The organism is Thauera phenylacetica B4P, from assembly GCF_000310225.1.
GTDB lineage: Bacteria > Pseudomonadota > Gammaproteobacteria > Burkholderiales > Rhodocyclaceae > Thauera > Thauera phenylacetica.
The window spans coordinates 1-18930 of record NZ_AMXF01000071.1 but is presented as its reverse complement, the minus strand read 5'-3'; the positions used below and the strand labels follow the sequence as shown (position 1 = coordinate 18930).

At 69.6% G+C, this 18930-nt stretch carries 17 protein-coding genes; 15 read left to right on the top strand and 2 right to left on the bottom strand.

Annotated elements, in window-relative coordinates:
• Positions 1–18: 18 nt before the first annotated feature.
• Positions 19–969, bottom strand: a complete 951-nt coding sequence (paaX, locus tag C667_RS11020; protein ID WP_211207693.1) for a phenylacetic acid degradation operon negative regulatory protein PaaX — start codon at positions 967–969, stop codon at positions 19–21.
• A 474-nt stretch (positions 970–1443) separates the two neighbouring features.
• Between paaX and paaN the strand changes: the two genes are divergently transcribed.
• The 13 genes from paaN to C667_RS10955 all read left to right on the top strand — a co-directional run bounded on the left by paaN (position 1444) and on the right by C667_RS10955 (position 16008).
• On the top strand, positions 1444–3111 hold the full coding sequence (paaN, locus tag C667_RS11015; protein WP_004363268.1) for a phenylacetic acid degradation protein PaaN: 1668 nt from the start codon (positions 1444–1446) through the stop codon (positions 3109–3111).
• Positions 3112–3121: 10 nt separating this feature from the next.
• On the top strand, positions 3122–3916 hold the full coding sequence (gene paaG / locus C667_RS11010; protein ID WP_004363267.1) for a 2-(1,2-epoxy-1,2-dihydrophenyl)acetyl-CoA isomerase PaaG: 795 nt from the start codon (positions 3122–3124) through the stop codon (positions 3914–3916).
• Complete coding sequence (gene paaH / locus C667_RS11005; RefSeq protein WP_004363266.1) at positions 3913–5478, top strand: 3-hydroxyacyl-CoA dehydrogenase PaaH; 1566 nt, start codon at positions 3913–3915, stop codon at positions 5476–5478. The genes paaG and paaH overlap by 4 nt, the downstream gene beginning before the upstream one ends.
• Positions 5471–5938, top strand: a complete 468-nt coding sequence (gene paaI / locus C667_RS11000; protein ID WP_004363264.1) for a hydroxyphenylacetyl-CoA thioesterase PaaI — start codon at positions 5471–5473, stop codon at positions 5936–5938. Before paaH ends, paaI begins: the two co-directional genes overlap by 8 nt.
• A gap of 51 nt (positions 5939–5989) precedes the next feature.
• Complete coding sequence (gene paaK, locus C667_RS10995) at positions 5990–7315, top strand: phenylacetate--CoA ligase PaaK (protein WP_004363261.1); 1326 nt, start codon at positions 5990–5992, stop codon at positions 7313–7315.
• Positions 7316–7325: 10 nt separating this feature from the next.
• Positions 7326–8531, top strand: a complete 1206-nt coding sequence (pcaF, locus tag C667_RS10990; RefSeq protein ID WP_004363258.1) for a 3-oxoadipyl-CoA thiolase — start codon at positions 7326–7328, stop codon at positions 8529–8531.
• Between the two features lie 16 nt (positions 8532–8547).
• The gene (locus tag C667_RS10985) at positions 8548–9333 is read left to right on the top strand and encodes an enoyl-CoA hydratase/isomerase family protein (protein ID WP_004363256.1); all 786 of its coding nucleotides are present in this window, start codon (positions 8548–8550) and stop codon (positions 9331–9333) included.
• Between the two features lie 116 nt (positions 9334–9449).
• Complete coding sequence (gene paaA / locus C667_RS10980; RefSeq protein ID WP_004363254.1) at positions 9450–10457, top strand: 1,2-phenylacetyl-CoA epoxidase subunit PaaA; 1008 nt, start codon at positions 9450–9452, stop codon at positions 10455–10457.
• Positions 10454–10750, top strand: coding sequence for a 1,2-phenylacetyl-CoA epoxidase subunit PaaB (gene paaB, locus C667_RS10975; RefSeq protein WP_004299876.1), 297 nt, complete (start codon positions 10454–10456; stop codon positions 10748–10750). Before paaA ends, paaB begins: the two co-directional genes overlap by 4 nt.
• Positions 10750–11532, top strand: a complete 783-nt coding sequence (gene paaC / locus C667_RS10970) for a 1,2-phenylacetyl-CoA epoxidase subunit PaaC (protein WP_004363251.1) — start codon at positions 10750–10752, stop codon at positions 11530–11532. Before paaB ends, paaC begins: the two co-directional genes overlap by 1 nt.
• A gap of 11 nt (positions 11533–11543) precedes the next feature.
• Entirely contained in the window at positions 11544–12053 is a 510-nt protein-coding gene (gene paaD / locus C667_RS10965) for a 1,2-phenylacetyl-CoA epoxidase subunit PaaD (RefSeq protein ID WP_004363250.1), read from the top strand.
• Between the two features lie 19 nt (positions 12054–12072).
• Complete coding sequence (locus C667_RS10960) at positions 12073–13170, top strand: 2Fe-2S iron-sulfur cluster-binding protein (protein WP_004363247.1); 1098 nt, start codon at positions 12073–12075, stop codon at positions 13168–13170.
• Positions 13171–13347: 177 nt separating this feature from the next.
• Positions 13348–16008, top strand: a complete 2661-nt coding sequence (locus C667_RS10955) for a bifunctional acetate--CoA ligase family protein/GNAT family N-acetyltransferase (RefSeq protein ID WP_004363245.1) — start codon at positions 13348–13350, stop codon at positions 16006–16008.
• A gap of 27 nt (positions 16009–16035) precedes the next feature.
• Here the strand turns inward: C667_RS10955 and C667_RS10950 are convergent, their stop codons facing one another.
• Positions 16036–16758, bottom strand: coding sequence for a 16S rRNA (uracil(1498)-N(3))-methyltransferase (locus C667_RS10950; RefSeq protein ID WP_004363243.1), 723 nt, complete (start codon positions 16756–16758; stop codon positions 16036–16038).
• Positions 16759–16809: 51 nt separating this feature from the next.
• Between C667_RS10950 and C667_RS10945 the strand changes: the two genes are divergently transcribed.
• On the top strand, positions 16810–17619 hold the full coding sequence (locus tag C667_RS10945; RefSeq protein WP_004363241.1) for an inositol monophosphatase family protein: 810 nt from the start codon (positions 16810–16812) through the stop codon (positions 17617–17619).
• 70 nt (positions 17620–17689) lie between these two features.
• The gene (locus C667_RS10940; RefSeq protein ID WP_004363240.1) at positions 17690–18565 is read left to right on the top strand and encodes a phosphoribulokinase; all 876 of its coding nucleotides are present in this window, start codon (positions 17690–17692) and stop codon (positions 18563–18565) included.
• Positions 18566–18930 lie beyond the last annotated feature (365 nt).

Genomic DNA, 18930 nt, shown 5'->3' with positions numbered 1-18930 from the left:
CGGCGATGCGGCCGGCGCTCAGCCGGCGCCGCGCAGCGGGTCGGCGTCCTGGAAGCGTTGCAGCAGCCGGGGCGAGGCCAGGGGCGCGTGGCCGTCGGCGAGCTGGAGGTGCGCGTCGAGGTGGCGCTCGGAGGGCGCCAGCAGCCGACGATAGAGCTCGCGGCACAGCAGCCGCGCGCGCTGCCCCGGCCAGTCGCTCGCCAGCAGCACGTCGGGCAGCCCGGGGTCGCGCAGCAGCAGGCGGCGGTAGTCGTGGATCAGCAACATGCGCATCAGGAAGGCGCTCTCGTCGCCCGAATCCCCCGCGCCGTCGCGGAACTGGGCCAGCACGGGCTGGTAGCGCTCGACGAAATCGCGGTACATCTGCGCCAGACGCTCGAGATTCCACGCCGCATGCACCAGCTCGGCGTCGCTGGCCGCCGCACCCGGGGCCGCATCCGCCGCCATCAGGGGCTTGAGCCGCGGCAGCAGCTCACCCAGGCCCTCCCCGACCAGCGCGTCGAAGGCCGCGATCAGGTCGGCGCCCGGATGCACGAAGCAGTCCCCGTCGAGCATGCCGAAGCCCTGCCAGAACAGGGCCCTGCGCAAACGCTCCCGATCCTTGGCGGCAAGCTCGCCGACCGAGAGGATCAAGCGCCAGCGACGATCCCAGCCCTGCGCGCCCGCCGCATAGATGCGGCGCGACGCCTCCTCGATGCGCTGCAGGCCGGAAGGCGTCAACATATAGTCGGTGCGGCGGCCGCAGGGCTCGCTGACCAGCCACTCGTCGCGCGCCAGCCGAAACACCGACGTGCGGACGAGGCGCTCGTTGAGCCCGAGCGGCTCGAGCAGGCGGATCAGGCTACCCAGCCAGATGCGCCCCCCCCGGGGCAGCACGGCGTCGCCGAAGACGGAGATGATCAGCGAACCGGCCTGCACGCGGTCTTGCTTGCGGAACGCTTCGAGGCGATCTTGTATGGGAGTGGTCACGGGCGAGCTTGTGCGAGCTGCGGTTCGGGGTCGGAAGTCTACCGACTCCGCGGGGATGCGCATAGCGCCGGAGGCCGTTTTCGAGGCGAACGCAGCCGACGCCGCGCAGCGACGCGACGCGCGCACCACCCGGCTCGCCCACGCCCAGCCAAGCAGGCGGGCGGGCGGGCACGGCGGAGGGCCAGGCATGAGCGCGCTCTTTGCGATACTTTTTGTTAGTTTTTACTTTTCTTTTTGTATCATGTTTTCAGCAAGCCACCCCTCGGCACTAAATTTCTCGCGCCTCAAGGCGGCCGTAATAAACCTGTATTTAGATTTCAAGCTACTGTTTTATATAAGCTTCTGCATTCCTAAACATGTTCTACATATCGAAATACGAGGCACTCACCCGCTCTCGATTAGATACCCAGTATTGACATAGAACAAATCAATTTGTATCGTTTGACTCACAAGACCACCCAGCCGGAGAGACTCATGACCCACCCCTTGCTCGACAAGCACCGCGCCACCCTCGAAAGCGCCCTCGACGCCATCGCCACGCGTGGCTACTGGTCTGCCTTCCCCGAGATGCCGAGCCCCAAGCTGTACGGCGAGACGGCGCCCGACGAGGGCAAGCGCGCCTTCGAGGCGCACCTGGGCAAGCAGTTCGAGCTCGGGCAGCCGGGCCAGACCGGCTGGCATGGCGGTGAGACCTCGCCCTATGGCGTGGCGCTGGACGTGAGCTACCCGGTGTGCGACCCGGACGCGCTGATCGCCGCCGGGCTTGAGGCCATGAAGGGCTGGCAGGCGGTGGGCGCAGACGGCCGCACCGGCATCTGCCTGGAGATCCTCGAGCGCCTCAACAAGCAGAGCTTCGAGATCGCCCACGCGGTCATGATGACGACCGGCCAGGGCTGGATGATGGCCTTCCAGGCCGGTGGCCCGCACGCCCAGGATCGCGGCCTCGAGGCCGTCACCTACGCCTGGCGCGAGCAGAGCTTCGTGCCGGCCGAGGCCAGGTGGGAGAAGCCGCAGGGCAAGAACCCGCCGCTGGTCATGAAGAAGAACTATCAGATCGTCGGTCGTGGCGTGGGCCTGGTGATCGGCTGCGGCACCTTCCCGACCTGGAACACCTACCCGGGCCTGTTCGCGGCGCTCTCCACCGGCAACGCCGTCATCATCAAGGCGCACAGCAACGCCATCCTGCCGGCCGCGATCACCGTGCGCACCATCCGCGCCGTGCTCGCCGAGAACGGCATCGACCCCAACCTGGTCTCGCTGTGCGTCGCCACCCAGCGCACCGTCACCCAGGCGCTCGCCACCCACCCGGCGGTGCAGTCGGTGGACTTCACCGGCAGCAACGTCTTCGGCCAGTGGCTGATCGACAACTGCCGCCAGGCGCAGGTCTATGCCGAGCTCGCCGGCGTGAACAACATCGTCATCGACTCGACCGACGCCTACAAGGCGATGCTGGGCAACCTCGCCTTCACGCTGTCGCTGTACTCGGGCCAGATGTGCACCACCTCGCAGGCCCTCTTCGTGCCCGCCGGCGGCATCGACACCGAGGACGGCCACAAGAGCTACGACGAGGTCTGCGCCGACCTCGCGCGCGCCGTCGAGCGCTTCCTGTCCAAGCCCGAGGTCGCGCACGCCGTGCTCGGCGCCATTCAGTCCGCCGACACCGCCGAGCGCATCGACATCGCCAACAGCGGCGCGCTGGGCAAGGTCGTGCTCGCCTCGCAGAAGCTCGACAACCCCGAGTTCCCGGGCGCCAAGGTGCGCACCCCGGTGCTGCTCGCCTGCGACGCCGGCGACGAGAAGGCCTATATGGAAGAGCGCTTCGGCCCGATCAGCTTCATCGTCAAGGTCGCCGACACCGCCGCCGGCATCGCGCTCTCCGAGCGCGTGGTGCGGACGCACGGCGCGCTCACCGTCGGCCTCTACTCCACCAGGCAGGACGTCATCGACGCCATGACCGAGGCCACCTGGCGCGGCAAGGTCGCGCTGTCGATCAACCTCACCAGCGGCGTGTTCGTGAACCAGTCGGCGGCCTTCTCCGACTACCACGGCACCGGCGGCAACCCGTCGGCCAACGCCTCGTACTCGGATTCGGCCTTCGTCGCCAACCGCTTCCGTGTCGTCCAGCGCCGTCATCACGTCTGAGGAGCCGTTCGTGGAATACGAAAACATCCAGTTTGCAGTAGCGGCGGGCATCGCCCGCCTGACCCTGAACCGCCCCGACAAGCTCAACAGCTTCACCGGCGAGATGCACGCCGAGCTGCGTGACGCGCTCGACCGCGTCCAGGCCGACAAGGCCGCGCGCGTACTGGTGCTCACAGGTGCCGGGCGCGCCTTCTGCGCCGGCCAGGACCTCGCCGACCCCGACATGGCCGCGGTGGGCGGCAAGATGCCCGACATCGGCAACGTCGTCGAGAAGAACTACAAGCCGCTGGTGCTGCGCCTGCAGAACCTGCGCGTGCCCACCATCGCCGCGGTCAACGGCATCGCCGCCGGCGCCGGCGCCAGCGTGGCGCTGGCCTGCGACCTGGTGGTGGCGACCAAGTCGGCCTCCTTCCTGCAGGCCTTCAGCAAGATCGGCCTCGTCCCCGACACCGGCGGCACCTGGTTCCTGCCGCAGCGCGTCGGCATGGCGCGCGCGATGGGCCTGGCGATGCTGGCCGACAAGCTGCCCGCCGAGAAGGCCGCCGACTGGGGCCTGATCTGGGCGGCGTTCGACGACGCCGAGTTCGGCGCCAAGGTCGACGCGCTCGCCGCGCAGCTGGCCGGCATGCCGACCAAGGCCCTGGTGCGCACCCGCCAGGCCATGCACGCCGCGGCCGGCCACACGCTGGAGCAGCAGCTCTCCTTCGAGGGCGGCTTCATGCGCGAGCTGGGCTGGAGCCCCGACTACGCCGAGGGCGTCGCCGCCTTCATGGAAAAGCGCGCGCCGAAGTTCACCGGGGAATGAGCGTGACCGACACCCAAGCCTCCAAACCCGCAGCGCAGCCGCTGCCCCTGCCCCCCTCGGCCATCATCGCAGTGGTCGGCACCGGCGCGATGGGCGCCGGCATCGCCCAGGTGGCCGCTGCCGCCGGCCACGTCGTCAAGCTGCTCGACAGCCGCCCGGGCGCCGCCGCCAAGGCGATCGAAGGCATCCGCGCCCAGTACGGCAAGCTCGCCGACAAGGGCAAGATGAGCGCCGAAGCCGCGCAGGCGGCCGGCGCCCGCCTGGTCGCCGTCGAGCAGCTGGTCGAGCTGGCCGACGCCGCGCTGGTGATCGAGGCCATCGTCGAGAACCTCGAGGCCAAGCAGAAGCTGTACCGCGACCTCGAGGACATCGTCGGCGCCGACTGCATCTTCGGCACCAACACCTCGTCGATCTCGGTGACCTCGATCGGCGCGGCCCTGCAGCGCCCCGAACGCCTCGCCGGGCTGCACTTCTTCAACCCGGCACCGCTGATGAAGCTGGTCGAGATCGTCTCCGGCCTCGCCACCGGACGTGCCGTGGCCGACACCCTGTTCGCCACCGCCGCGGCCTGGGGCAAGACGCCGGTGCATGCGCGCTCGACGCCGGGCTTCATCGTCAACCGCGTCGCCCGCCCCTACTACGCCGAGGCGCTGCGCATCCTCAACGAGGGCGGCAGCGACTGCGCCACGCTCGACGCCATCCTGCGCGACGCCGGCGGCTTCCGCATGGGGCCGTTCGAGCTGATGGACATGATCGGCCACGACGTCAATTTCGCCGTCACGCGCTCGGTGTGGAACGCCTTCTACAACGATGCCCGCTTCACCCCCTCGCTGATCCAGCAGGAGCTGGTCGACGCCGGCTTTATCGGCCGCAAGTCGGGCCGCGGCTTCTACGACTACCGCGACGGCGCGGCGCGCCCCGCGCCCCACGTCGCGGTCACGCAGAACGCACCGGACGAGATCGTGCTGCACGGCCACTCGACCGCCGTGCATGCGCTCGCCGACCGCCTGTTCGAACGCAACATCCCCCACACCTGGGGCGAGGCCGCCGATGGCCGCATCGCCGAGGTGGGTGGCGCGGTGATCTTCGTCACCGACGGCCGCACCGCCACGCAACGCGCCGCCGAGATGGGCATCGCCAACGTGGTGCTGATCGACCTCGCGCTGGATTACGCCACCGCCACCCGCATCGCGGTCGGCGCCGCGATCAACTGCTTCGCGCCCGCCGTCGGCGCCGCGATCAGCCTGCTGCAGGCCGCCGGCTTCGAGGTCTGCCGCCTGGGCGACACGCCGGGCCTGGCGGTGATGCGCACCGTGGCGATGCTCGCCAACGAGGCCGCCGACGCGGTCAACCAGGGCGTGTGCGACCCCGCCGGCGCCGATGCGGCGATGAAGCTGGGCGTCAACTACCCGCGCGGACCGCTGGAATGGGCCGACCGCGTCGGACTGCCGGCGATCTGCACGGTGCTCTCCAACCTCGCCGGCTTCTACGGCGAGGACCGCTATCGCGTGTCGCCGCTGATCCAGCAGCGCGTGTTCGCCGGAAAGAAGATCCATGACTGACGCGCAGCCCATCCCCACCGATCCGCAAGCCCTTGCCGAGGCCGTCACCGCGGCGATGTGGTCACGCGATCGCACCGCCCAGGCGCTCGGCATGCGCATCGAGTCCGTCGGCCCCGGCCGCGCCACCGTGCGCATGACGGTGCGCGGCGACATGGTGAATGGCCATCACATCTGCCACGGCGGCCTCATCTTCACCCTGGCCGACACCGCCTTCGCCTACGCCTGCAACGCCCACAACCGCAACACCGTGGCGTCCGGATGCAATATCGACTTCGTCGCTACCGGGCGCGAAGGCGACACCTTGCAGGCCGAAGCCGTGGAGCGCACGCTGTCTGGCCGCACCGGCGTCTATGACGTCACCGTGCGCGACAGCGCAGGCAACACCGTCGCCCTGTTCCGGGGCAAGAGCTACCGCATCTCCGGCGAAGTGATTGCCGGACTCGCCGCAGAGAAGGCCTAGACGGGTCCGAACGGCCCCACGCACACCTAGAGACAAAGAGGAGACCACACCATGACCGTGAAGAGCCCCCGTCCCGGCGATCTCGACCCGATCGAGACCGCCAGCCGTGACGAGATCACCGCGCTGCAACTGCAACGCCTGCAGTGGTCGGTGCGCCACACCTACGACAACGTCGCGCCCTACCGCAAGCGCTGCGAGGAAGCGGGCGTGCATCCCGACGACCTCAAGTCGCTGGCCGACCTCGCGAAATTCCCCTTCATGACGAAGACGGACCTGCGCGACAACTATCCCTTCGGCCTGTTCGCCGTGCCGCGCGACAAGGTCGCCCGCCTGCACGCCTCGAGCGGCACCACCGGCAAGTCGGTGGTGGTCGGCTACACCAGGAACGACCTCGACAACTGGGCCGACGTCGTCGCGCGCTCGCTGCGCGCGGCCGGCGTGCGTGCCGGCGACATGGTGCATAACGCCTACGGCTACGGCATGTTCACCGGCGGCCTCGGCGCCCACTACGGCATCGAGCGCGCCGGCTGCACCGCGGTGCCCATGTCCGGCGGCCAGACCGAGAAGCAGGTGCAGCAGATCATGGACTTCCGCCCCGACGCGATCATGGTCACGCCGTCCTACTCGCTGGTGATCGCCGAGGAGTTCGAGCGCCTGAACATCAAGCCCGAGGACATCTCGCTCAAGATCGGCATCTTCGGCGCCGAGCCCTGGGGTGAGGGCATGCGCGGCGAGATCGAGCGCAAGCTCGGCATCGACGCCATCGACATCTACGGCCTCACCGAGGTCATGGGCCCGGGCGTGGCCAGCGAGTGCATCGAGACCAAGGACGGCCCGGTGATCTGGGAAGACCACTTCTATCCCGAGATCATCGACCCCGACACCGGCGAGGTGCTGCCCGACGGCGAGGAAGGCGAGCTCGTCTTCACCTCGCTCACCAAGGAGGCCTTCCCGGTCATCCGCTACCGGACCCGCGACCTCACCCGCCTGCTGCCGCCGACCGCGCGTTCGTTCCGCCGCATCGGCAAGATCACCGGGCGCTCGGACGACATGCTGATCGTGCGCGGCGTGAACGTGTTCCCGACCCAGATCGAGGAGCAGATCATGCGCGACAAGCGCCTGTCGGGTAACTACCAGATCGTGCTGACGCGCGACGGCCACCTCGACAACGTCGAGATCCGCGTCGAGGTCCAGCGCGATCTGTCCGGGAAGCTCAGCCGCACGGAGACCGAGAACATCGCGCGCGAGCTGCAGCACCACATCAAGACCATCATCGGCATCAGCACCAAGGTGAACGTGATGGAGTTCGAAGCAATCCCGCGCACGCTGACCGGCAAGGCTCGCCGCGTCATCGACCAACGCCCGAAGCAACTGTAAGGACCTGGCCATGACTCAAGCATTCATCTGCGACGCCATCCGCACCCCCATCGGCCGCTACGGCGGCACCCTGGCCGCAGTGCGCACCGACGACCTCGGCGCCCTGCCGCTCAAGGCGCTGATGACGCGCAACCCGCAGGTCGACTGGGCCGCGGTGGAAGACATCATCTACGGCTGCGCCAACCAGGCCGGCGAGGACAACCGCAACGTCGCGCGCATGTCCGGCCTGCTCGCCGGGCTGCCGATCGAAGTCCCCGGCACCACGGTCAACCGCCTGTGCGGCTCGGGCATGGACGCCATCGGGCTGGCCGCGCGCTCGATCAGGTCGGGCGACACCGAGCTGATGATCGCCGGCGGCGTCGAGAGCATGTCGCGCGCGCCCTTCGTGATGGGCAAGGCCGAGTCGGCCTTCTCGCGCAGCGCCGCGATCTACGACACCACCATCGGCTGGCGCTTCATCAACCCGATGATGAAGAAGCTGTACGAGACGCACTCGATGCCGCAGACCGCGGACAACGTCGCCGCCGACTTCAACATCGCGCGCGCCGACCAGGACGCCTTCGCGCTGCGCTCGCAGCAGCGCTGGGCCGCCGCCCACGCCGCCGGCCGCTTCAAGGACGAGCTGGTGCCGGTGGAGATCCCGCGCAAGAAGGGCGACCCGGTCGTCTTCGACACCGACGAGCACCCGCGCCCCGACACCACGCTCGAGATGCTGGCCAAGCTCAAGGGCGTCAACGGCCCCGAGCTCAGCGTGACCGCCGGCAACGCCTCGGGCGTCAATGACGGCGCCTGCGCGCTGCTGCTGGCCTCCGAGTCCGCTGCGGCCAGGCACGGCCTGACGCCGCGCGCCCGCGTCGTCGCCATGGCGACTGCCGGCGTGGCGCCGCGCATCATGGGCTTCGGCCCCGCGCCCGCGGTACGCAAGGTGCTGGCGAAGGCCGGCCTCACCCTCGACCAGATGGACGTCATCGAGCTCAACGAAGCCTTCGCCGCGCAGGGACTCGCCGTGCTGCGCGACCTCGGCCTGGCCGACGACGAGGCGCGCGTGAACCCCAACGGCGGCGCCATCGCCATGGGCCACCCGCTCGGCATGAGCGGCGCGCGCCTGGTCACCACCGCGGCCTACGAGCTGCAGCGCCGCAATGGACGCTACGCGCTCTGCACCATGTGCATCGGCGTCGGCCAGGGCATCGCGATGATCATCGAGCGCGTCTGAAGCACGGGACAGCGACATGACCTACGAAACCCTCGCCATCGAGCGCCGCGGCGCGGTCGCGACGATCTGGATGGATCGGCCGGCGGTGTTCAACGCCTTCAACGAGCGGCTCATCGCCGAGCTCGCGGCAGCCTGTGCCGAACTCGACGCCGATGCCGGCGTGCGCGTGGTGGTGCTGGCCGGTCGCGGCAAGCACTTCTCGGCCGGCGCCGACCTCAACTGGATGCGCCGCGCCTCGGACAGCACCGAGGCCGAGAACCTCGCCGATTCGCGCAAGTTCGCCGCCATGCTGCGCACCCTGTCGGAGATGTCGAAGCCGACCATCGCGCGCGTGCAGGGCGCGGCGCTCGGCGGCGGCACCGGCCTCACCGCCGCCTGCGACATGGCGATCGCGGCGGACGATGCCAGCTTCGCGACCTCCGAGGTCAAGTTCGGCATCATCCCCGCGGTGATCAGCCCCTACGTGCTGCGCGCCATCGGCCCGCGCCACGCCCTGCGCTACTTCCAGAGCGCGGAGCGCTTCGGCGCCGCCGAGGCCAAGGCCATGGGCCTGGTCGGCGAGGTGGTCACGCTGGATGAGCTCGACGCCGCGGTCGATCGCCTGGTGCAGGCCCTGCTCGCCTGCGGCCCGCAGGCCCAGCTCGCCGCCAAGCAGCTGATCGCCGCGCTGGCCGGGCGCCCGATCGACGACGCCGTCGCCGAGGAGACCGCCGGCCGCATCGCGCGCCAGCGTGCCACCGCCGAGGCGCGCGAAGGCTTCGCGGCCTTCTTCGACAAGCGCTCGCCGGCGTGGATGCAATGAACACCCGCCGCGCCCCCGGCGTGGCGGACCTTTGAGGAGGAGGCGGGGTCACAGCCATGCGCGCCCCGCGTTCCGTGCCGGTATTTCCCGGTGCGGTGTTTGCTAGGAGGAAACACATGTACACCCAGGCAATGGACATTCCGGACGACTCCGGAAAGAAACTCGCAGCGGTCTCCAACGCGCCGAGCGACCGGGAAGCTGCCTTCGAGGCCCGCATCGACGCCGACGGCCGCATCGAGCCGCAGGACTGGATGCCCGAGGCCTACCGCCGGACGCTGGTGCGCCAGATCAGCCAGCATGCCCACAGCGAGATCGTCGGCATGCTGCCCGAGGGCAACTGGATCTCGCGCGCCCCGAGCCTGAAGCGCAAGGCCATCCTGATCGCCAAGGTCCAGGACGAGGGCGGCCACGGCCTCTACCTGTACTCGGCCGCCGAGACGCTCGGCACCAGCCGCGACCAGATGCTCGAAGGCCTGCACTCGGGCAAGGCCAAGTACAGCTCGATCTTCAACTACCCGACGCTCAACTGGGCCGACGTCGGCGTGATCGGCTGGCTGGTCGATGGCGCGGCGATCATGAACCAGGTCCCGCTGTGCCGCTGCTCCTACGGCCCCTACGCGCGCGCCATGGTCCGCGTGTGCAAGGAAGAATCCTTCCACCAGCGCCAGGGCTACGAGGCCCTGCTGGTGATGATGAAGGGCACCGACGAGCAGCGCGCGATGGTGCAGGACGCGGTCAACCGCTACTGGTGGAAGTGCCTGGCCATGTTCGGGCCGCCGGACGCCGACAGCCCGCACAGCGCGCAAGGCATGCGCTGGGGCATCAAGCGCATCAGCAACGACGACCTGCGCCAGAAGTTCATCGACGCCACCGTGCCGCAGGCCAAGGTGCTGGGCGTGACCCTGCCCGACCCCGACCTCAAGTGGAACGAGGCGCGCGGCCACTACGACTACGGCCAGATCGACTGGGCCGAGTTCTGGAACACCGTCGAAGGCAACGGACCGTGCAACAAGGAACGCCTGGCCACCCGGGTCAAGGCTCATAACGATGGCCAGTGGGTCCGCGACGCGGCCCAGGCCTATGCCCGCAAGCAAAAAGAACGCGCACTGAAGGAAGCAGCATGAACACCCCCGCACTCAAGGATTGGCCCCTCTGGGAAGTCTTCGTCCGCAGCAAGCAAGGCCTCGAGCACAAGCACTGCGGCAGCCTGCACGCAGCCGACGCCGCCCAGGCCCTGCACATGGCGCGTGACGTCTACACCCGCCGCCAGGAAGGCGTGAGCATCTGGGTGGTGCCCTCGGTCGCGATCACCGCCAGCAACCCGGACGACAAGGGCGAGCTCTTCGACCCCGCAGCGGACAAGATCTACCGCCATCCGACCTTCTACGAGATCCCCGAAGAAGTGGGGCACATGTAATGAGCACGCCGATCGACTACCTGCTGCACCTGGCCGACAACGCCGTCGTGCTCGGCCAGCGCAACGCCGAATGGTGCGGGCACGGCCCCATCCTGGAAGAAGACATGGCGCTGGCCAACGTCAGCCTCGACCTCATCGGCCAGGCCCGCCTGCTGTACCAGCGCGCGGCCGAGCTGATGGGCGGCGACGCCACCGAGGACAAGCTGGCCTACTTCCGCGGCCCGCACGAGTTCCGCAACTACACGCTGCTCGAGCTCCCGCACCACGGCGCGCTGGTGGGCTACGCCGCGGCCGACCGCGACTACGCCACCACCATCGTGCGCAACTTCCTCTACTCGGCGCTGATGGTGCACGTGTGGGACGGCCTGCAGCAGTCCGCCGACCCCAGCCTCGCCGCGATCGCCGCCAAGTCGCTCAAGGAGACCAGCTACCACCTGCACCACTCGCGCGACTGGCTCGTGCGCATGGGCGACGGCACCGAGGAATCGCACGCCCGCGCGCAGGCCGCGGTGAACCACCTCATGCCCTACACCGAGGAGTTCTGGACCACCAGCCCGGCCGAGGGCGCCGCGGTGGCGGCCAAGGTCGCGATCGACGTGTGGGCGCTGCGCCCGGCCTGGGACGCGCTGGTGAACGACGCGCTCGCCGAGGCCACGCTGACCCGCCCGAACTTCCACGGCTACGTGACCGAGGGCAAGGTCGGCCTGCACTCCGAGCACCTGAGCTACCTGCTCGGCGAGATGCAGGGCCTGGCCCGCGCCCACCCGGGCGCCACCTGGTAAGGACGAGCGCCATGAGCAGCGTCGTGGACAAGGTCTGGGCCACCCTCGAGCCCCTGACGGACCCCGAGATCCCGGTGGTGACCCTGCGCGAGCTGGGCATCCTGCGGGACGTGCGTGAGACACCGACGGGCCTCGAGGTGGTCATCACCCCGACCTACAGCGGCTGCCCCGCCATGGGGCAGATCGAGGACGACGTGCGGGCGAGCCTGGAACAGGCCGGCATCGCGGCGCGGGTGATCACCCAGCTCGCGCCGGCCTGGACCACCGACTGGATGAGCGACGAGGCCAAGGAGAAGCTGCGCGCCTACGGCATCGCCCCGCCGCACCGCACCTGCGGCAGCGGCGCCGGCGAGGTCAGCGTGCTGAAGTTCGTGCGCCGGCAGCCCACCGAGCCGGTCGCCTGTCCGCAGTGCGGCTCCACCCACACCGTCGTCACCTCCGAGTTCGGTTCCACGGCCTGCAAGGCGCTGTACAAGTGCCTCGACTGCCAGGAGCCCTTCGACTATTTCAAACCCTATTAAGAGCCGGAGCCCAGACGCCATGTCAGCCCCCCGTTTCCAAGAACTCGCCATCAAGCGCGTGAGCCCCGAGGCCGCCGGCGCGGTGGCGATCACCTTCGCCATCCCCGAGGGCGAACGCGAACGCTTCGCCTTCGAGCCGGGCCAGTTCCTCACCCTGCGCGCCACCATCGACGGCCAGGACGTGCGCCGCAACTATTCGATCAGCAGCCCGCGCAGCCGGCTCGCCCGTAACGGCGAGCTTGAGATCGGCATCCGCCCGGTCGAAGGCGGCCTGTTCTCGAACTGGGCCGCGCGCGCCATCAAGGCCGGCGACACCCTTCAGGTGATGCCGCCCGACGGCCGCTTCGTGATCAGGAAGAAGCGCGCCATCCACCGCGTCGGCTTCGCCGCCGGCTCGGGCATCACCCCGATCCTGTCGATCGCCGCGAGCACGCTCGAAGAGCAGCCCGACTCCAAGTTCACGCTGATCTACGGCAACCGCCGCATGTCCACGGTGATGTTCAACGAGGACCTGCAGGACCTCAAGGACCGCTTCCGCGACCGCCTCACCATGATCCACGTGCTGTCGCGCCAGGCCCAGGAAGTGGACCTGCTGCAAGGCCGCATCGACGGCGCCAAGGTGCGTGCGATCATCGACGCGCTGCTGCCGGTCGGCAGCATGGACGAGGTCTTCATCTGTGGCCCCGACGAGATGATCACCGCCACCGAAAACGCGCTGGTCGAGGCCGGCGTGCCCGCCGACCGCATCCGCACCGAGCGCTTCACCACCCACCTGCCCGCCGGCGCGCATCCGGTCGGGGTCTCGAGCACCGCCGAGGCCGCCGAGGCCGCGACCAAGGACATCACCATGGTCCTGGTGCTCGACGGCAAGGAGCACGAGATCTCGATCGGTCCCGACGAGCACCTGCTCGACACCGGCCTCAACGCCGGCCTCGACCTGCCGTTTTCGTGCAAGGCCGGCGTGTGTTGCACCTGCCGCGCCAAGGTCACCGAGGGCGAGGTCGTGATGGACAAGAACTTCACCCTCGAGGCAGACGAGGTCGCGCAGGGCTACGTGCTGAGCTGCCAGGCGCGCGCCACCACCAAGCGCCTGAAGATCAGCTTCGACGAGCGCTGACCCGGCCTGCGGACCGACGGCGTCCGCATCCCGGCGACAGCTTCCGACGGCCGTCTCGACGGCCGTTTTCGTTGGCGGCCGGGAACGCGGGCGCATTCCCCTGGCGCAGGCCCTTGCCGAATCGGTGGCAGCCTGCTATCCATCCAGACTTCATCCACACTTTACGGCGCGCAGATCATGGCCGGCTCCCACGCTCTCGGCACCGCCTTCGAACCGTCCTCGATCGCCGTCATCGGCGCCTCCGATGCCCCCGGCTCGGTGGGCCGGATCATCTTCCGCAACCTGGTGGAGGGTGGCTATCGCGGCGCGTTGTACGCGGTCAACCCGAAATACGACAGCATCCAGGACCACCCCTGCCACCGCTCGGTCGAAGACATCGGCCGGCCGGTCGACCTCGCCATCATCGCCACCCCGGCGCGCATGCTGCACACCATCGTCGCCCAGTGCGGGCGCAGCGGCGTGCGCAACGCGGTCATCGTCAGCGCCAGCGGGAACGCCCTCGAGCGCCGCATCATCGAGACCGCACGCGAGAGCCGGCTGCGCCTGATCGGACCGGGCAGCCTGGGCATCGCCCGCCCGGGCAGCGGGATCAACGCCGCGCTCACCCGCATCGCGGTCAAGCCCGGCGAGATCGCCCTGGTCTCGCAGTCGGGCGCGATGTGCTCGGTCGTGCTCGACTGGGCGTTGACCAACGACGTCGGCTTCTCGTCGGTGATCTCGCTCGGTGGCACGGTGGACATCGATTACGGCGAGACGCTGGAGTATCTGATCCACGACGCACGGACGCGCTACATCCTGCTGTACGTGGATCACATCCGCAATGCGCGGCGCTTCATGAGCGCGCTGCGCTCGGCCTCGCGCGTCAAGCCGATCATCCTGCTCAAGGCCGGCCGCCACGGTCGCAGCGACAACAACGCCCCCGAGGTCGACAACACCAGCCTCGCCGACGTCGTCTTCGACGCGGCGATGCGCCGCGCGGGCGTGGTGCGCGTGCAGAACATCGACCAGCTCTTCTTCGCCGCCAAGGCCTTGTCCTGCGGCTTTCGACCGCGCGAGGACAGCCTCGCCATCGTCTCCAACGGCAGCGGCCCGGCCGACCTCGCCGCCGACCGCGCCAAGGACCTCGGCACGGAGCTCGTCAGCCTGGGCTCGCCGACGGTGGCCACCCTCGAGCGCATCGGCGGTCGCGAGCGGCACTCGCACAACCCGCTCGACCTCGGCGGCGACGCCAGCGCGAAGCTCTACCGCGACGCCATCCTCGCGCTCGCCGAAGACGCGGCGGTGTCCAACCTGCTGGTGATCCTGTCGCCGCACGCGCTCGTCGATCCGGTCGAGGTGGCGCAGGACATCATCGACCTCGCCGCCCAGGTGCGGCTCAAGCTGTGCTGCTGCTGGATGGGCGGCGGCCAGGTCGCCGAGGCGCGCATGCTGCTCGCCCAGGCCGGGCTGCCGGTGTTCAGCTCGCCCGAGGCGGCGATCGAGCTGTTCCACAACATCTCGCGCTTCCACCACAGCCAGACCCTGCTGCTGCAGACCGCCGGCGGCGGCAGCGCCACCGCGTATCGCCGCACGGGTGGCGCCCGCGTGCTGATCGAGACCCTGCTCAACCAGCGCCGCCACACCCTGTCGGCGATGGAGTCCAAGGCGCTGCTGCGCAGCTTCGGCATCCCGGTCACGCACACCACCGTGGCCCGCGACGCCACCGAGGCCTTGTTCGTCGCCGAGCAGACGGGCTTTCCGGTGGCCTTGAAGGTCGACGCACCGGAGCTCGCGAGCAAGTCGGAGTCCGGCGGCGTGCGGCTCAACCTCAACACCACCGAGGCGGTGTGGAGCGCCTACCACGACATCTTCGAGACGGTGCGCCAGCGCCACCCCGAGGCCCGGATCAACGGTGTGTCGATCGAGCCCTACCTGTACCGCCCGCAGTCGCGCGCATTCAGCATCCAGGTGCATCGCGACGCGATCTTCGGGCCGGTGATCAGCCTCGGCGCGCAGGACGCCTCCGCCCCGCGCACCTTCGCGCTGCCGCCGCTGAACGCGGTGCTGGCCCGCGACCTCATCGACTCGGCCATCCCGACCGCCGCACAGGGCCCGCGCAGCCAGGTCGGCGCGCTCAACCGCGTGGCCATCGAGCAGGTGCTGGTGTCGGTGTCGGACCTCGTGTGCGAGCTGCCCTGGGTGCGCGAGCTCGCGATCGACCCCCTCTTCATCGACGCCGACGGCGCCATCGTGGCCGATGCCCGCGTGGTCATCGACCAGGGCCTTCCCGCCGGCAGCGACCGCTACGCGCACATGGCGATCCACCCCTATCCGCTGCACCTGATCCAGGACTGGAAGGTCGGCGACGGCAGGCCGGTGCGCACGCGCCCGGTGCGCCCCGAGGACGCCAAGGTGCTGCTCGCCTTCTTCGACGCGCTGAGTCCCGAGACGCGCTTCATGCGCTTCATGGAAGAGCTGAACGAGCTCAGCCCGGCGATGGTGGCGCGCTTCACCCAGATCGACTACGACTGCGAGATGGCGCTGATCGCCACCACCACCACGGACAAGGGGGCCGAGCTGATGATCGGCATCGCGCGCTACGCGCTCGCTGCCGACGGCGAGTCGGTCGAGTTCGCCCTCGTCGTCTCCGACGACTGGCAGCGCCACGGCCTGGGCCGCCGCCTCATGGGCGCGCTCATCGAGGTCGCCCGCAACAAGGGCTACCGCAACATCTTCGGCGACGTGCTGGGCAACAACGCCAAGATGCTGCGGCTGATGCACAGCCTGGGCTTCATGGTGCAGCCGCACCCCGAGGAGAGCTCCCTGCGCCGCGTGGTGAAGGTGCTGCACGGCAACTAGCACGACGGCAGCAGCGCAACCGTCCGCTCAGAAATCGCCCCAGCGCGCCTGCAAGGCCGCGACGGCGGCGAGGCCCGCGGTCTCGGTGCGCAGCACGCGCGGCCCGAGGCGCACGCGCCGGCAGCCGGCAGCGTCGAAGGCGGCCAGCTCGCCCTCGCTCCAGCCGCCCTCCGGACCGACCAGCAGGTGCACCACGTCCTTCGGCTCGGGTTCATCTGCAAAGCCCCGGGCCCCACCCGGCGCGAGCACGTAGTTGAGCGCGTCCCGATGCGCGCCCAGCCAGGACGCCAGCGCCTGCAGGGGACGGATCTCGGGCACGCGGTTGCGCCCGCACTGCTCGCAGGCCGCCACCGCGACCTGCTGCCAGTGCGCCACGCGCTTGTCGGCCCGTTCGCCCGCGAGGCGCAGCACGGAGCGCTCGGCCTGCACCGGCTGCACCGCATGCACGCCCAGCTCCACCGCCTTCTGCACCACCCAGTCCATCTTGTCGCCCGACGCCAGCGCCTGCACCAGCACGATGCGCAGCGGCGACTCGCGCTCGAGCGCGCGCGCCTCGCCGAGCTGCGCGAACACCGCCTTGCCGCGCACCGCGAGGCGGGCCTCGACCTCGCCGCCGCCGCCGTCGAACAGCACCACCGCCTCGCCGTCGCGCAGGCGCAACACGCGCAGCGCATGGTGGGCGAGCGCCTCGGGGAGCGCGACCTCGCCGCCCGCGGGCAGGCGATCCGGAAAGTGGAATCGTGAAATCATCGTAAGATTATAGGCCCTGCCCTCCCTCCGCCCGCCGGCAAGGAGCCCGTCATGCCCACCGCCGCCCACCGCCTCGCCCGTGCCCGCGCCCTCGAATCGATGGTGCGCGACATCGCACGCGCCGAGATCCTCCCGCGCTATCTCAAGTCCGCGCGCAACCGCAAGGCCGACGGCTCGCTGTTCACCGAGGCCGACATGGCCTCGCAGCAGCGCTTCAGCGAGGCCCTGCCCGCCTTCCTGCCCGGCGCCGTGCTCGGCGAGGAGATGACCGCGGCCGAACAGGCGGCGCTGTGGCGGGACGGCGCACGCGGCCTGTGGTGCATCGATCCGATCGACGGCACCACCAACTTCGCCAACGGCATCCCCCTGTTCGCGGTCTCGATCGCCTACCTGATCGAACACGAGCCGGTGATCGGCGTGGTCTACAACCCGATCACCGACGAGTCCTTCTACGCCGCCCGCGGCGCCGGCGCCTTCCTCAACGGCGCCGAGCTGCCGCTGCGGGCGGGCGCCACCGAGCTGCGCGACGCCGTCGCCGGCGTCGACTTCAAGCGCATCAGCCACCACCTCGGCGACGAGCTCGCGGTGCGCCCGCCCTACTACTCGCAGCGCAACTTCGGCTCCAGCGCGCTCGAATGGTGCTTCGTCGCCGCCGGCCGCCTCGACGTCTACCTGCACGGCGGGCAGATGCTGTGGGACTACGCCGCCGGCCGCCTGATCCTGGCCGAGGCAGGGGGCGTCGCCGAGGCGCTCGACGGCGGCGTGCTGATGTCCGGCCCGGCGATCAAGCGCGGCGTCATCGCCGCCACCAGCCCGGCGCTGTTCACCGAGTGGTCGGCCTGGGTCAAGGCGCGCTCCTGAGGGCTCGCGCACCGATTTATTGCGGTGCAGAATCCGTGTCGAAACCGACTCGCCAGCGGCGGAACCCACCATGTCCATGAAGCACCCGATCATCGCCGTCACCGGCTCGTCCGGCGCCGGCACCACCACGGTCAAGCACACCTTCGAGGCCATCTTCCACCGCGAGAACGTCAACGCCGCGATCGTCGAGGGCGACAGCTTCCACCGCTACACCCGCGCCGAGATGAAGCAGCTGATCGAGGAGGCCGAGCGCGAGGGCCGGCGCGGCATCAGCCACTTCGGCCCGGAAGCCAACCTGCTCTCCGAGCTCGAGAGCCTCTTCCGCGCCTACGGCGACGCCGCCACCGGGCGCCGCCGCTACTACATCCACAACGAGGCCGAGGCGATGCGCTGGAACCTGCCGCTCGGCACCTTCACCGAGTGGGAAGACCTCCCGGTCGGCACCGACTGCCTCTTCTACGAGGGCCTGCACGGCGCGCTCGTCACCGACGCGGTGGACATCGCCGGCCATGTCGACCTGCTGATCGGCGTCGTCCCCATCATCAACCTCGAGTGGATCCAGAAGCTGCACCGCGACACCAAGCTGCGCGGCTACACCGCCGAGGCCGTGCAGGACACCATCCTGCGCCGCATGCATGACTACGTGCATTACATCGTCCCCCAGTTCGCCCGCACCCACATCAACTTCCAGCGCGTGCCGGTGGTCGACACCTCGAACCCCTTCATCGCGCGCGACGTCCCCACCCAGGACGAGTCCATGGTGGTGATCCGCTTCAAGGACCCGCGCGGCGTCGACTTCCCCTACCTGCTGCGCATGATCCACGACGCCTTCATGAGCCGCGCCAACACCATCGTGATCCCCGGCGGCAAGCTCGACCTCGCCATGCAGCTGATCCTCACACCGCTGATCTGGAAGCTGATGGAACGTCGCCGCCAGTGGGTTTGAGGCGTGAGGCGTGAGGCGTGAGGCGTGAGGCGTGAGGCGTGAGGCGTGAGGCGTGAGGTGCGAGGTGCGAGGTGCGAGATGCGAGATGCGAACGCCCCGACGAGACCTCCAGATCAAGCCCCCCGCAACCGCTCCCCCCCGTTCCGGCGCGACCACGCCCCCGCCCTCAGCCGCACGCACGCAAGGTCGCGGGGCCGGGGCGGTGCGCGCCAACTTCAGGAGCGCCGAGGTGGAGGGCGTTGCGGGGGAAACAAGGCGACGCATGTTTGAGGAGCGCAGCGACGAGTTTGCGTCGCCGCCCCCGCGGCGTCCTCCGCCGAGGGCAGCCCCGAGCGCAGCGAGGGGCCGCGAGTGCAGGCGGCGCG